The 14,276-nt window shown below is 63.9% G+C and carries 9 protein-coding genes and 2 pseudogenes; 3 read left to right on the top strand and 8 right to left on the bottom strand.

All coding sequences use genetic code 11. From position 1 onward, the window contains the following. Positions 1 to 57 precede the first annotated feature (57 nt). On the top strand, positions 58 to 927 hold the full coding sequence (locus PMI20_RS08795; RefSeq protein WP_502945115.1) for a TIGR02285 family protein: 870 nt from the start codon (positions 58 to 60) through the stop codon (positions 925 to 927). A gap of 166 nt (positions 928 to 1,093) precedes the next feature. Here the strand turns inward: PMI20_RS08795 and PMI20_RS08790 are convergent, their stop codons facing one another. Beyond that, on the bottom strand, positions 1,094 to 1,378 hold the full coding sequence (locus tag PMI20_RS08790) for a DUF3509 domain-containing protein (RefSeq protein ID WP_007923026.1): 285 nt from the start codon (positions 1,376 to 1,378) through the stop codon (positions 1,094 to 1,096). Positions 1,379 to 1,566: 188 nt separating this feature from the next. After that, on the bottom strand, positions 1,567 to 1,749 hold the full coding sequence (locus tag PMI20_RS08785; RefSeq protein ID WP_157173140.1) for a hypothetical protein: 183 nt from the start codon (positions 1,747 to 1,749) through the stop codon (positions 1,567 to 1,569). A 103-nt stretch (positions 1,750 to 1,852) separates the two neighbouring features. Between PMI20_RS08785 and PMI20_RS08780 the strand changes: the two genes are divergently transcribed. Continuing rightward, positions 1,853 to 2,515, top strand: coding sequence for a response regulator (locus PMI20_RS08780; RefSeq protein WP_007923029.1), 663 nt, complete (start codon positions 1,853 to 1,855; stop codon positions 2,513 to 2,515). Between the two features lie 8 nt (positions 2,516 to 2,523). On the opposite strand, the gene PMI20_RS08775 is transcribed toward PMI20_RS08780, so the two are convergent. From PMI20_RS08775 to xerD, 6 genes and pseudogenes are all read right to left on the bottom strand, one after another. Further along, the gene (locus tag PMI20_RS08775) at positions 2,524 to 3,768 is read right to left on the bottom strand and encodes an EAL domain-containing response regulator (RefSeq protein WP_007923030.1); all 1,245 of its coding nucleotides are present in this window, start codon (positions 3,766 to 3,768) and stop codon (positions 2,524 to 2,526) included. A gap of 90 nt (positions 3,769 to 3,858) precedes the next feature. Further along, positions 3,859 to 7,433, bottom strand: a pseudogene (locus tag PMI20_RS08770) (ATP-binding protein). A gap of 167 nt (positions 7,434 to 7,600) precedes the next feature. Further along, positions 7,601 to 9,009, bottom strand: a pseudogene (gene thrC / locus PMI20_RS08765) (threonine synthase). Positions 9,010 to 9,071: 62 nt separating this feature from the next. Further along, positions 9,072 to 10,376: a homoserine dehydrogenase gene (locus PMI20_RS08760; protein WP_007927672.1), complete on the bottom strand. Its 1,305-nt coding sequence runs from the start codon at positions 10,374 to 10,376 to the stop codon at positions 9,072 to 9,074. Between the two features lie 131 nt (positions 10,377 to 10,507). Beyond that, positions 10,508 to 11,239 carry a thioredoxin fold domain-containing protein gene (locus tag PMI20_RS08755; protein WP_007927673.1) on the bottom strand — a complete coding sequence of 244 codons (732 nt, stop codon included), beginning with the start codon at positions 11,237 to 11,239 and terminating at the stop codon, positions 10,508 to 10,510. A gap of 207 nt (positions 11,240 to 11,446) precedes the next feature. Further along, positions 11,447 to 12,343, bottom strand: a complete 897-nt coding sequence (gene xerD / locus PMI20_RS08750) for a site-specific tyrosine recombinase XerD (RefSeq protein WP_007927674.1) — start codon at positions 12,341 to 12,343, stop codon at positions 11,447 to 11,449. A gap of 107 nt (positions 12,344 to 12,450) precedes the next feature. On the opposite strand from xerD, the gene PMI20_RS08745 reads away from it, so the two are divergent. After that, positions 12,451 to 14,256 (top strand): cation:proton antiporter, encoded by a 1,806-nt coding sequence (locus tag PMI20_RS08745; protein ID WP_007927675.1) that lies wholly within the window; start codon positions 12,451 to 12,453, stop codon positions 14,254 to 14,256. Positions 14,257 to 14,276 lie beyond the last annotated feature (20 nt).

The raw sequence follows: 14,276 nt of genomic DNA, 5'->3' as shown, positions 1-14,276 counted from the left end.
CAATGCCTTTTACCGACAAGGATCAGCAGCCTGATGACCCCATGCCGTAGCAGGCGAATGATTCGTGGCATACGCCTGTTGTCGATGCTGCTGGCGCTCGGCGCCTGGTCACCGGCCAGCCAGGCCCGGGACACGCTGATCTGGGTGTTGCGCGACCTGCCGCCGATGACGATTTTCGAAGGTCCGCAAAAAGGCCTGGGCGTGATCGATCAGGCCCTGCCCGCGCTGATGGCCAGCCTGCCGGAGTACGACCATCAGTTCGTGCACGTCAACCGCGCCCGGGCCATGCAGATGCTCCGGGAACTGCCCTTCGTCTGCGATCCGGCGCTGCTGTTCACCCCGCAGCGGGCGCAATGGCTGGCGTTTTGCATCACCACTTTTCGCATGTTCAGCAACGGCCTGGCGGTACGGCGCCAGGACCGTCCCGACCTGCTGCCGTTTATCCATGACGGCCAGATCGACCTGGGCGCACTGCTGGTCAGCCCCCTGCACAATGTGGGCGTGGTGGCCGAGCGCAGCTATGGCGAACCGATCGACAGCCTGCTCAAACAGGCTCCGCTCGGCGCGCTGATGGCCCACTACGGCAACAGCGCCATCGGCAACCTGCTGCAGATGCAACGCCACGGGCGCCTGAAAGCCTTGATCGGTTACCAGACAGAAATCCGTTTCCAGGCGCAACAGCAAGGGATCGATCCCGATGAGCTGGAGTTCTACCCGATCCAGGGCATGCCCAGATACCAGTCAGTGAACGTCGGCTGCTCGAACACAGCGCAGGGCAGGCAGGCGGTGGAGCGCATCAACCGGGCGCTGCTCGAACTGCGCCCGCACACCTTGCTGGAGCTTTATGCCCAGTGGCTGGAACCGTCACGGCGCGAGCAATACCGCAGCGATGCCCTGGCGTTTTTCCGCGACACGCCGCTGCGATAAAAAATCCGGGCAAAAAGAAACCCCGAGCAGTGGGGAGACGACTCGGGGTTAAACGTGGCCTGAAACCAGACCCGCGCAACAGGCGACAAGCACCGGAGCACAATGCTCGATCCTGTTGCCAAGGGTCTGACTGATGGCTTGCTGCGAAGGTTCCCGAAAATTCCAGTCAGCGTGCGCTGTCGAACGCCTTCTCCCGGGCCACATTGCGCAAGGCCGCGATGACACAGGGTTCCAGACGGCCTTCGGCGATCAATACGTCGCGATGCAGACCGTCGACGACATCGGTCAACTGGCGCTTGTCGGTCAACTGGGCCTGGCTGAACTCGCGCTCGACCACGATGGCCCCCAAGGCATTCTTCAGGGTCACCAGGCATTCCCCCTGCGCGCGCGGGGTCAGAGTTACCTGATACGGGCTCAAAGCTTCACCCAACAATAGGCTGATACTTTCCATCTCGATCACCACTCAATAGCTGGAATTAAGGCTCGAATACACCAATGCCGGTAGCTTTCTGGCATTCAAGTGACCATCGCCCAGAGAAGAAAGTTCGCAACCGCTGGCGGTTGCCGACCTGAGTCGATCCAGCATGCCCGCAAAACATGACAGATAAAAAACAGCCCGGATCAGACTAGAATCGGCACTCAAACCAGAAACGAACGCGACGGAGCCGGCTGATCGATCAGCGCCTCGACCTTCTTGTAGCGCAATACCGCCTGTTGGCAGGAATAGCGCCGAGGGTCGATCCGAACCGGCATCGCGACCTGCTCCCGAGTCGGATTTTCAGGCCTGGCGCAGGTCTTTCTGGCAGGTGGGGGTGTGGCCATGGGGGCCCTCTCCTCGAGCGGTTGGCAAAGCCCGGCGGCGCAGCGATGACGGTGCCCGGTTGCAGGGCCTGTCCGAAATGCTGCCTTCTCACCGGAGCGAGTCTTGAATCAAACGTCCAATAAAAAACTGCGGATCGTCCTGGCCGACGATCACCCGATTTTCCTCATCGGTCTGCGGGCCGTCCTGGAGCGCGACGACAACCTGGAGATCGTCGGCGAAGCCAGCTCCCCGACCGCCCTCGGCGAACTGCTGCAAAGCTGTCCCTGCGACGTACTGGTCACCGACTTCATGATGCCGGGCGAACAGCAGAACGATGGCCTGCGCCTGATCGAGCAACTGCGCCGGCATCATCCCCAGCTGCCGATCGTGGTGGTGACCATGCTCAACAATGCCGGGCTGTTCCGTTCGATTCTCGACCTGGGCGTCTCGGGGCTGCTGAGCAAGGCCAGCCTGGCCGACGAGCTGCCGGCGGCGATCAGCCATGTGCGCCGCGACAAGGTGTTTGTCGCCCAGGCCATCCAGCAACTTCTCAGCCTGGCGGGCGAGGTCGGGCCGGATCGCTTGTTGTCCGGGGAACAGCTGTCGCCCCGCGAGCTCGAGGTCATCCGCCTGCTGGCGGCCGGGCTGACGGTCGGGGAAATCGCCGCCAAGCTCAGCCGCAGCAAAAAGACCGTCAGCACCCAGAAGGTCAGCGCCATGCGCAAGCTCGGCCTGTCCAGCGCCGCGGCGCTGTACATCTACGTGCAGGAACACGGGCTCGCCTGAGCCCCGGCTCAGCCGGCCTGTTCGTCGAGCTCGTCATGCAAGCGCCGGGCGATCCACTGGCGCACGGCGACGGCGCTCATGGGCTCGGCGATGAAACAGCCTTGCAAGCGCGCCTGCCCCAGCTTCTTGGCCGCCTGATAGTCGGCGGCGCTCTCGATACCCGCCAGCACCACGCCCAGCGACATGCGCCGGGCCATGCTCATGGCGCCGGCCACCACGGCCGCCTTGCGCTCATCGCCAGCCAGCCCGCAGACGAAGGCCGGCGGGATCTTCAGCTCGGTGAACGGCAATTCCAACAGGCGCTGCAGGCTGGTGCCGCCGGTGCCGAAGTCGCCAATCGACAGCTTGCAGCCGATCATGCGCAGGCGCAGCAGGGCCTCCACATGGGCGATATCGGTTTCCAGTTCGGTGGTCTCGACGATTTCCAGGGTCAGCAGGCGTGCCGGCACTTCAAAACGCCGTAGCAGGGTTTCCAGCTGGCGCGCGAAGTTCGGCAGTTCCAGCATGCCCACCGGGATATTCACCGAGATCGCCAGCGAACGGCCCATGACCAGGCGCACCCCGGCCGACAATTGCAGGGCCTGCTCCAGCATGAGCCAGGTGAAGGCTTCCTCCAGGCCGGCGAATTCGATCACTGGCAGGAACTCGGCGGGCAGCATCAAGCCGTGTTCCGGGTGCTGCCAGCGCGCCAACGCCTCGACGCCCAGGACCTCGCCGTCCTGGCTGACCACCGGCTGGAAGTGCGCGACCCCATGACGCTGTACCGCCGCCAGCCCTTCCTCGGCGGTCGGCACCTCCGGCTGGAACACATCCAGGGCCAGGGTTTCGCGCACCTGGGCCAGCGACAAGTCTTGCGGCCCAGGCTCGAAGCATTGCTGGTACAGGCCCAGCAGTTCATTGAGCAGGGTGACCGAGGCCGGCTTGGGCAGACAGCCCAGCACATTCAGGCCCTGCTGCCGGGCCATGGCCGCGGCGCCTTCGCGGACATCCGCTTGCGCGTCGCTGAGAATGATCAGCGCCTTCGCCCGTTGCTGCTCTGCCAGGTAACGAATCAGCTCCAGCCCGTCGGCCTGCTCCAGGTACAGATCGCAGATGGCGATATCCACCGGCCCCTTGTTGTCCAGGGATTGTCGGGCGGCGGCAACGCTTTCGGCATTCAACACGTTGAACACGCCATTGGCGTTGAGCATCTGGTGCAGGGCCATCAACTGGAACGAATTGTCTTCAAGAACGAGCACTTTCAACCTGTGCATGGAACGACCTCCGATACGGCGAGAGCGGCGAGAATCCGCAGCGGGCCGGTACGTTAATCGCAGCGGGCAGGCCGCCCCATAAGACAAGTCTTAATCGCTACCCAGATGCGGCTCGATATCGCTGCGCAAGCAACCGATGGCCTCCTTCAGGCGCAGCCAGTGCTCCGCCAGCACCGCCGTCGAGCGGGCCCGGGCAACGGCCTCCAGGTCGATGCAGACCTGGGCCAGCGGCAGCGCATCGATCAGGCAGCACACCCCTTTGAGGCGGTGCGTGGACGCGCCGATACGCGCCCAGTCCTGCTCCAGCACCGCCGATTCCAGGGCCGCCTGCTCCTGCCCCAGGTTGCTCCACAGCTCGCGCAGCATGCGTTGCAGGATCGGCTCGTCGGCCTGGGTCATGGTGCGCAGGGTCTGGATGTCGAAGGACGGCGGCGGCAAGAAGCGCGCAAGCATCTGCGCCAGCCGGTCCAGGGTCACCGGCTTGACCAGCAGTTCATCCATGCCGGCCTGCTCGCAGCGCTGCTGCTCATCCTCGAAGGCATTGGCCGTGCAACCGATCAGCGGGCAGGCGTCACGCCCTTCCCGGGCCTCGATCTGCCGTATCGCTTCGCTCAGCTGATAACCGCTCATGCCCGGCATGTGGCAGTCGGTCATCACCAGGTCGAACGCCTCGCCCTGCCAGCGCGCCAGCGCCGCCTCGGCGCTGTCGAGCGCCACCACCTTGTGCCCGAGGAACATCAGTTGCTGGCTGAGCACCATGCGATTGGCGCGTACGTCGTCGACCACCAGCACCGACATGCGACGGCTCTGCGGGCGCTCGCGGGTCACCTGGGGCGACTGGCTGAAATCCTCGACCACCTGTTCCGGGTAAAGCTCAAGGGTCACGGTGGTTCCCGCGCCAGGTTGGCTTTGCAGCAGAATGCGCCCGCCCATCAGCTCCACCAATTGCTTGCAGATACTCAGGCCCAGGCCGGTGCCGCCCTGCTCCGGCGTCGTCTGCAGATGGGCCTGGATGAACGGATCGAACAGGCTCGCCTGCTTCTCGGGGCTGATGCCCGACCCAGTGTCGGCCACGCTGATGCACAAACGGTCGGCGCCATGTTCATCGGCCTGGCGCTCCACGGACACCCGCACCTCACCGGCCTGGGTGAACTTCAGGGCATTGCTCAGCAGGTTGTGCAGCACCTGGCGCAGGCGCAGCGGGTCGAGCCAGTAGAAGCCGTCCGCCGCCTTGTCGAAGGCCAGCGTCAGGTGCAGCCCCTTGTTGCGCGCGGTGACCTCGAACAATTGCTGTATGTCTTCGAAGAAGCCTCGCAGGGCCACGGTCTGCGGCGCCAGCTGCATGTGCCCGGCCTCGATCTTGGCCAGATCGAGGTTGTCGCCCATCAGGCCGACCAGCTCCTGTGCCGATTGGTAGGCCACGCGCAGCGCATCGGAAAACGGCATGCCGCGCAGGCGCGCCTGTTCCTTTTCCAGTTCCAGCAAACCGATGATCGCGTTCATCGGCGTGCGTATCTCGTGGCTCATGGTCGAGAGAAAGGCGCTCTTGGCGTAGTTCGCCTGATCCGCCGCGCGACGCGCTTGCAGCAGCTCTTCCTCCAGGCGTTTGCGCTCGGTGATATCGATCCAGCCCCCCAGCAACCCCTGCAATTCACCCTGGGCGCTGTAGAACGGCACCGTCCATTGATAGACATGCACCGGGCCCCTTCTGGACTCGATCTGACGGTCGACGAACACCGACTCCTGGGACTTCAGCTGCTCCAGGAACTCGCGGTGCAACTGCCGGGCCGTGGCCTCGGGCAACACATCCAGCTCGGTCAGGCACAGCCCCTTGATCTGTTCCAGGCGCATGCCGGTCTGGGTTTCGTAGCTTTTGTTGCAGGTGATCAGGCGCCCGGCCAGGTCGCGGACGAAGATCGGGTTGGGAATACCGTCGAGCAAGGCGCGCTTGAACGCCACCTGGTCGTTGAGGCGTTGCTCGGCTTGCAGGCGCTGGCGGATCTGCCCTTGAGCCGGGTGTTCCAGGCCAGGGACAGCAGGCCGAACAGGATGGCGGTGAAGGTGACCCAGTAGATCCACACCGGCACCCGCTGCCACATGGGCACCGGCACCGGGGTCACCCCGAGCCATTTCAGGCGGATGGCGCTGAGCTCGGCCACCGGGAAGGCTTCCAGGGCCTTGTTCAGAATGCTCAGCAGCTCGGGCTGGTCCCGGCGCACCGACAACTCGTCGGCCGACCACTTGCCTTCGACGCTGCGGCCGATGCGCAGCCCGTTCGCCGGATACCCCTGCACCTCGACTTCATTCTGGATGGTCGCGTCGGCCTCGCCATTGGCCACCAGGGCCCGCGCCTCCTGGTAGGTAGCGACCGAACGCAGGCGGACTTTCGGGTAGTTCTGCCGGACGTAGCTTTCCAGCGCATGCTTGGCCGGCAGCGCCAGCACCCGGCCCGCCAACTGGCTGAAGGTGTTGAGCTGGATGTCCTCGGCGCGGACCACGAACACCCAGGCCGAACCGCCAAAGGGATGGGTGAAGTCGAGGAAGCCGCAGCGCTCGTCATTGGCCGACAAGGTGGTGTTCATCTGGGCCCGGCCCTTGAGCAGCAGGTCCAGGGTATGGGTCGTGGAAAAGCTTTCCTCCTGGATGAACTGCAGGCCGGTCATTCTCGAGATGCGGTTGAGCAGGTCGATGTTCAGCCCGGTCCACTGGCCGTCCTTGTCCTTGAACACATAGGGTGGGTACTGCTGGGAAGCCACCACCACATGCTGATGTTCGAGCAGCCAGGCACGCTCCGCCTTGCTCAACTTGATCCGCTCGTCGCCGGTGCTGGCGCCCAGCCCAGTGGTCCAGCGGGCCAGGATTTCCCGGTCCGTGGAATCGTCGATGCTCTCCAGCGCTCGCTCGATCAGGCGGCTCAACAACGGGTCGCTCTGGCGCGTGGCGAAGGCAAAGCCGATCGGCGGCAGCCGGCTGCCGGTGCGGACCTGCAACCCCAGGTAAGGACGCAGCGCCTTATAGGCACGGACGATCACTTCATTGCCGATAAAGGCATCGACATCCCCCTGATTCAGCGCTTCCAGGCCGCTGTACAGATTGGGCGAGAGAATGATCTGGCTGTGGGGATAAGCCGCGTGGGCGACCTTCGCGTCCGCATAGCCTTCCAGCAGCACCACTTTCTTGCCGGCCAGGTCCTCGGGGATCTGGGCCTCGTCCCGGCGTACGACCACCACCGCCCGGTCGGGCATGTAGTCGCTGGAAAAGTGCAGCCCGGCGACCCCGCGCTCGTAACCGTTGGCGCTGGTGAGGATGTCGATCGTGCCATTGCGCAGCGCCTCGACCGCTTGCTCGCGCTCGGAGAACCCTAACACCTCCATGGGCATGCCCAGGCGTTCGCCGACCAGGCTCAGATAGTCGGCGCTGATGCCCTGGTAACGATTGCGGTCGCGCGTGATGTCGATCGGCTGGTAGTCATCGATCGAAATGCCCACCTTCAAGGTGCCACGGCCCGCCAGCCATTGCCGTTCGACCGGGGCCAGGGTGAGCGGCTCCAGTTCGACGAAGGCCGGCACCAGCTTGAAGGGCAGGTTCTGCGCCGCCATCAGGCACGGGGCCAGGGCCAGCGTCGCCAAAACCATCAATGTGCACAAAACCGGGCGCAGCAACATAAGCATCCTGTGGGTGATCCTCGACGCGTCGCCGCCCTATTCTAGATGCTCTGTCCTTGAGCTCTGGCCTTAAGTTCTGTCCTTGGAAGACGCGCCGCGATAAACAACCTGTATAAAAAGACAAAGCCCGTCAGAGACGGGCCTTGTTGACGATCGATGTCAGTCGATCAGAGCGGTTTGCCGCGATTGCCGTGCTGGCTGACGAAGGCCTGGACGGCCTTCAGGTCGTTGGCCAGGACGGTGCAACGCTCTTCGCGCTCGAACAGATCGGACAGGTGCGCTGGCAATTCCAGGGCCTTGCCGATCCCGGCCTTTTCCACCGCTTCCGGGAATTTCACCGGGTGCGCGGTGCCCAGCACCACCATCGGGATGTCCAGGCTGCGACGGCACTCACGGCGGCCTTGACGCCGATCGCGGTGTGCGGGTCGAGCACTTCGCCAGTCTGGGCGAAGACTTCGGCGATGGTCTCGCAGGTCTGGGCGTCGTCCACGGCCAGGGAGTCGAACAGCTTGCGCGCTTCGGTCCAGCGCTCCTGCTCGACGCTGAAACCGCCACCCTGCTTGAAGGAGTCCATCAGCCCGGCCAGCGCGGCACCGTTGCGACCGTGCAGGTCGAACAGCAGGCGCTCGAAGTTCGACGAGACCATGATGTCCATCGACGGCGACAGGGTGGCGTGCAGGGTTTCCTTGACGTACTGATTGCCGCTCATGAAGCGGTGCAGGATGTCGTTGCGGTTGGTGGCGACGATCAACTGGTTGATCGGCAGGCCCATGTTGCGGGCCAGGTAACCGGCGAAGATATCGCCGAAGTTGCCGGTCGGCACCGAGAACGCCACCGAACGCGCCGGGCCGCCCAGCTGCAGGGCCGCGTGGAAGTAGTAGACGATCTGGGCCATGATCCGCGCCCAGTTGATCGAGTTCACCGCCACCAGGCGGGTGCCCTTGAGGAAGCCCTGGTCGGCGAAGCTGGCCTTGACCATTTCCTGGCAGTCATCGAAGTTGCCTTCGATGGCGATGTTGTGGATGTTCTCACCGAAAATGGTGGTCATCTGCCGGCGCTGCACTTCGGACACACGGTTGTGCGGGTGCAGGATGAAGATATCGACGTTGTCGCAACGCTTGCAGCCTTCGATGGCGGCCGAACCGGTATCGCCGGAAGTGGCGCCGATGATCACCACGCGCTCGCCGCGCTTCTCCAGCACGTAGTCCAGCAGGCGACCCAGCAGCTGCAGGGCGAAGTCCTTGAACGCCAGGGTCGGGCCGTGGAACAGCTCCAGAACCCACTCGTTGCCGTTGAGCTGGCGCAGTGGGGCGATGGCGTTATGGGAAAACGCACCGTAGGTTTCTTCGAGGATTTTCTTGAAGTCGGCATCCGGGATGCTGCCGGTGACGAACGGGCGCATCACCCGGAACGCCAGCTCGTGATACGGCAGGCCGGCCCAGGAAGCGATTTCCTCCTGGGTGAAACGTGGCAGGTTTTCCGGTACGTACAGGCCGCCATCGCTCGCCAGGCCGGCCAGCAGGACGTCTTCGAAATTCAGGGCCGGTGCCTGGCCGCGGGTGCTGATATAACGCATGACTGGCTCCTCTAAAAAGAGTTCTCAAGCGGGAGCCGCCGGGGCTCCCGCAACGAAGCGGATTAGTTCAGGTGCTCGACGCGGATCCGTACGACCGGACCGACCACGCCCTGCAGGGCTTCCAGCGCGGTGATCGCATCGTTGATGCGCTGCTCCACCACACGGTGGGTCAGCAGGATCATCGGCACCAGGCCGTCGTGTTCTTCGACCTCTTTCTGCATGATCGACTCGATGTTGATGCCGCGCTCGGACAGGATGCTCGCCACCTGGGCCAGTACGCCTGGGTGATCCTTGGCCTGGATCCGCAGATAGTAGGCACTTTCGCAGGCCTCGATCGGCAGGATCGGGTGCGCCGACAGCGAGTCCGGCTGGAAGGCCAGGTGCGGCACACGGTTTTCCGGGTCGCTGGTCATCGCGCGAACCACGTCCACCAGGTCGGCGATCACCGACGAAGCGGTCGGCTCCATACCGGCGCCGGCGCCGTAGTACAGGGTGGAGCCGACGGCGTCGCCGTTGACCATCACCGCGTTGAACACGCCATTGACGTTGGCGATCAGGCGATCGGCCGGGATCAGCGTCGGGTGCACGCGCAGCTCGATGCCGGCATCGGTGCGGCGGGCCACGCCCAGGTGCTTGATGCGATAGCCCAGGGCCTCGGCGTAGTTCACATCGGCGGTGGTCAGCTTGGTGATGCCTTCGGTATAGGCCTTGTCGAACTGCAGCGGGATACCAAAGGCGATGGACGCCAGGATGGTCAGCTTGTGCGCGGCGTCGATGCCTTCGACGTCGAAGGTCGGGTCGGCTTCGGCATAACCCAGGGCCTGGGCCTCGACCAGCACGTCTTCGAAGGTGCGACCCTTCTCGCGCATTTCGGTGAGGATGAAGTTGCCAGTGCCGTTGATGATCCCGGCCACCCAGTTGATACGGTTGGCCGACAGGCCTTCGCGGATCGCCTTGATGACTGGAATACCACCCGCCACGGCGGCCTCGAACGCTACGATCACACCCTTCTCACGGGCCTTGGCGAAAATTTCGTTACCGTGTACGGCGATAAGCGCCTTGTTGGCGGTGACCACATGTTTACCATGCTCGATGGCCTTGAGTACCAGCTCGCGGGCAACGGTATAGCCGCCCATCAGCTCTATGACGATGTCGATCTCAGGGTTCGTGGCCACTTCGAACACATCGTTGGTAATCGCAATACCGGTCGTTTGGAACTGAGGCTTTGGCGTGCGCATGGCAATTTGTGCCACTTCGATTCCACGCCCGGCACGACGAGCAATTTCCTCGGCGTTACGCTGAAGTACATTGAAGGTACCGCCACCGACGGTACCCAGCCCACAGATGCCCACTTTGACCGGATTCACTCTGAACTCCCCATGAAACGGCCGACACTAGGTCGGCCGTGGAAAACAGCCGCAAACCACACGGCTCTCTATTAATGACGCGTCGGCCACAACCGCCGCGTCATGATCGTCAAAGGCTCGACGACGCAGGATTATTTCGCGCCCAGCGCCAGTTTGGCGACTTGTGGCGCAGGCTGGTAGCCCGGAATCACTTGGCCGTCGGCCAAAACGATGGCCGGCGTGCCGTTCACCCCGATCGACTGGCCCAGGGCGAATTGCTTGGAAACCGGGTTGGCGCACTTGGCGGCCTTGATTTCCTTGCCATCGACCATCTTGTCCATGGCCGCTTTCTTGTCGGCCGAGCACCAGACCGCCTGCAACTGCTCGTCGCCCGGCGAACCCAGGCCCTGGCGCGGGAAGGCGACATAACGCACTTCCACGCCCATCTTGTTCAGCTCAGGCACTTCGGCGTGCAGCTTGTGGCAGTACGGGCAGGTGGTGTCGGTGAAGACGGTGATGTGGGTCTTGGTTTCGCCGATGGCCGGGTAGACCACGGTTTCAGCGACCGGAATGGCGTTGATCAGCTTGGCCACGCCCAGGCGCTCGGTCTTTTCGGTCAGGTTGACCGGCTTGCCGTCCTTGAGCTGGAACAGGTAGCCCTGCATCACGAACTGGCCGTCGGCGCTGGCGTACAGCACGCGGCTGCCCTTGAGCTTGACTTCATAGACACCGGGCAGCGGGCTGGCGCTGATGCTTTCTACCGGGACTTCGAGCTGCAGGCCCTGGAGGCTTTTACGAATCGCTTTTTCGGCGGCGTCATCGGCCATAACAAAGGTACTGGCCAACGCAATGGCTGCGGCGGCGATTATCTGGGTCACGCGCATTGGGAACTCCTGAAGGCGGACAAATGGGACGGTCAGAACGCCCGTACTGGAACACCGGGTCATAACGGCCCACTTTGTAAACCGGCAAAGCCTACCACATAAGGCCCGCCTGGCGGGCTCCCGCTGAGCCAAGCCGGTCATTTGCCGATCAGCGCAGAACCGCTCCCGGGTCGCCGCAGCCGGTGTTCGCGGCGACCGACACCTCACTCAACCGCGGGGATGGTGCTTGGCATGCAGCTCCTGCAAACGGGCCCGGGCGACATGGGTGTAGATCTGGGTGGTCGACAGGTCGCTGTGGCCAAGCAGCATCTGCACCACCCGCAGATCGGCGCCATGGTTGAGCAGATGGGTGGCGAAGGCATGTCGCAAGGTATGCGGCGACAGCGACTTGCCGATCCCGGCGACCTTGGCCTGATGCTTGATCCGGTGCCAGAAAGTCTGCCGGGTCATCTGCTCGCCGCGCTGGCTGGGGAACAGCACATCGCTGGGCCGCCCGCCGAGCAGCTCGCCACGGGCATCGCGCATGTAGCGCTCGACCCAGACAATCGCTTCCTCGCCCATCGGCACCAGGCGCTCCTTGCTGCCCTTGCCCATCACCCGCAACACGCCCTGGCGCAGGTTGACCTGCTCCAGGGTCAGGCTGATCAGCTCGGTGACCCGCAGGCCGCAGGCATACAGGACTTCAAGCATGGCGCGATCGCGCTGGCCGATGGCCTCGCTGAGGTCGGGAGCGGCCAGCAGGGCCTCGACATCGGCCTCCGACAAAGACTTGGGCAACGGCCGCCCCAACTGCGGCATGTCAACTTGCAGCGTGGGATCCACGGCAATCAGCTTTTCCCGCAGCAGGTAACGATAGAAGCCGCGCACCCCGGAGAGAAAACGCGCGGTCGAGCGTGGCTTGTAGGCCTGCTCCACCCGCCAGGCGAGGTGGTCGAGAATCAGCTCGCGGCCGGCATTTACTAGCTCCAGCCCCTTTTCCTGTAGCCAGCCGTTGAACAACGCCAGATCACTGCGATAAGCCTCGCGGGTGTTGTCCGAAAGACCCTTTTCCAGCCATAGCGCATCGAGGAAACGGTCTATCAGGGGATGGTCGATGGCAGGCATAAATACTCGAAAGGCGCGGCCTTGAGACCGGGCGCAAATAAATAGTGAACTGTGCAGAGGGTCGCTAGTCTTTCATAGCCCGCTATTTCAAGGAACAGGGAGCTTCAATGAACGAACAACAGATTCTGTTGGCCTTTGGCGGCATAGGCGTGGCGGCAGTGGGCTGCCAATGGCTGGCCTGGCGCCTGAAACTGCCGGCCATTCTGTTCCTGCTGTTGAGCGGCATTCTCGCCGGCCCGGTCCTCGGTTGGCTCGACCCGCAGGAACTGTTCGGACCGCTGCTGATGCCACTGGTGTCGCTGGCGGTGGCCTTGATCCTGTTTGAAGGCAGCCTGACCCTGCACCTGTCGGAGTGGCGCGAGATCGGCAAGGTGGTGCACCGGCTGGTGACCATCGGCGCCCTTTCGACCTGGGCGGTGATCACCCTGGCCACGCACTGGCTGCTGGGCTTCGACTGGTTGCTGGCGCTGCTGTTCGGCACCCTGACCCTGGTCACCGGGCCCACCGTGATCGTGCCCATGCTGCGGGTGGTGCGGCCCAAGGCGTCGATCGCCAACATCCTGCGCTGGGAAGGCATCGTCATCGACCCGATCGGTGCCCTGCTGGCGGTGGTGGTCTACAGCTTCATCATCGCCAGCGCCGAGGGCCAGGGCCTGCAGCACAGCCTGATGACCTTCGGCGGGGTGATCCTCTGCGGCAGCCTGTTCGGCATCGTCGGCGGCTGGGTGCTGGGCAGCATCATGCGCCGCCAGTGGCTGCCGGAATACCTGCACAACCTGGCCACGCTGGCGGCGGTGCTGGGCATCTTCATCGGCGCCAACCAGGTGATGCATGAGTCCGGCCTGCTGGCCGTGACCCTGATGGGCATGTGGATGGCCAACATGAAGGACGTCGACGTCCGGCACATCCTGCACTTCAAGGAAAACCTCAGCGTGCTGCTGATTTCCGGGCTGTTCATCCTGCTGGCGGCGCGCCTGGACCTCAACGCCCTGATCGCCCTGGGGCCGCTGGTGTTGATTCTGCTGCTGGTGATCCAGTTCATCGCCCGGCCCTTGAACGTGCTGCTGTCCACCGCTGGTTCGAACCTGAGCTGGCGCGAGCGGGCCCTGCTGGCCTGGATCGCGCCCCGAGGCATCGTTGCCGCGGCGGTCTCGGCGATCTTCGCCATTCGCCTGGACCAGGCCGGTCACGAAGGGGCGCTGCTGCTCGTGCCGCTGACCTTTGCCGTGATCATCGGCACCGTGGTGCTGCAGAGCGCCACCGCGCGGCCGCTGGCCCGCCTATTGAAGGTCGCGGAACCAGCGCCGAGCGGTTTCCTGATCGTCGGGGCGAACGCTCCGGCACGAACCATCGGCAAGGCCCTGCAACAATTGGGCAGCCGCGTGCTGCTGACCGATTCGAGCTGGGAGAACATCCGGGCCGCGCGCATGGACGGCCTGCCGACCTACTTCGGCAACCCGGCATCGCAACACGCCGATGCCCATCTGGACCTGGTGGGGCTTGGCCATCTGCTGGCGCTGTCGCCCTCCGGCGAATTGAACACCCTGGCCTCCATGCGTTTTCGCCACGACTTCGGCCATCAGCGCCTGTTCGGCCTGGCCAACAGCCAGGAAAGCCGGCGCACCGACAAGCACCGGGCCAGCCATGAACATCGCGGGCACCTACTGGGTAACGAGACGCTGTCCTACAGCAAACTGGCCAGCCTGCTGGGACAGGGTGCGGAGCTGTACAGCACCAACCTGACCGAAGGTTTTGGCTGGGAGGATTACCAGGCGCTGCATGGTGAGCGGGCGACCCTGCTGTTCGCTCGCGACAACAGCGGCTGGGTGCATGTGCTGACGCCAGGCAGCGCCCTCAAGCCCTCCGCGGGCTGGACCCTGGTGGCGTTGATTCAGAAGGATACGGCGGCCTGATAGCCCATCGCGGGCAAGCC

Origin of the sequence: Pseudomonas sp. GM17, from assembly GCF_000282175.2 — a bacterium.
GTDB classification, from domain to species: Bacteria; Pseudomonadota; Gammaproteobacteria; order Pseudomonadales; family Pseudomonadaceae; genus Aquipseudomonas; species Aquipseudomonas chlororaphis.
Note: the sequence above shows the minus strand (reverse complement) of the source record. Positions and strands in the feature narration are given on the sequence as shown.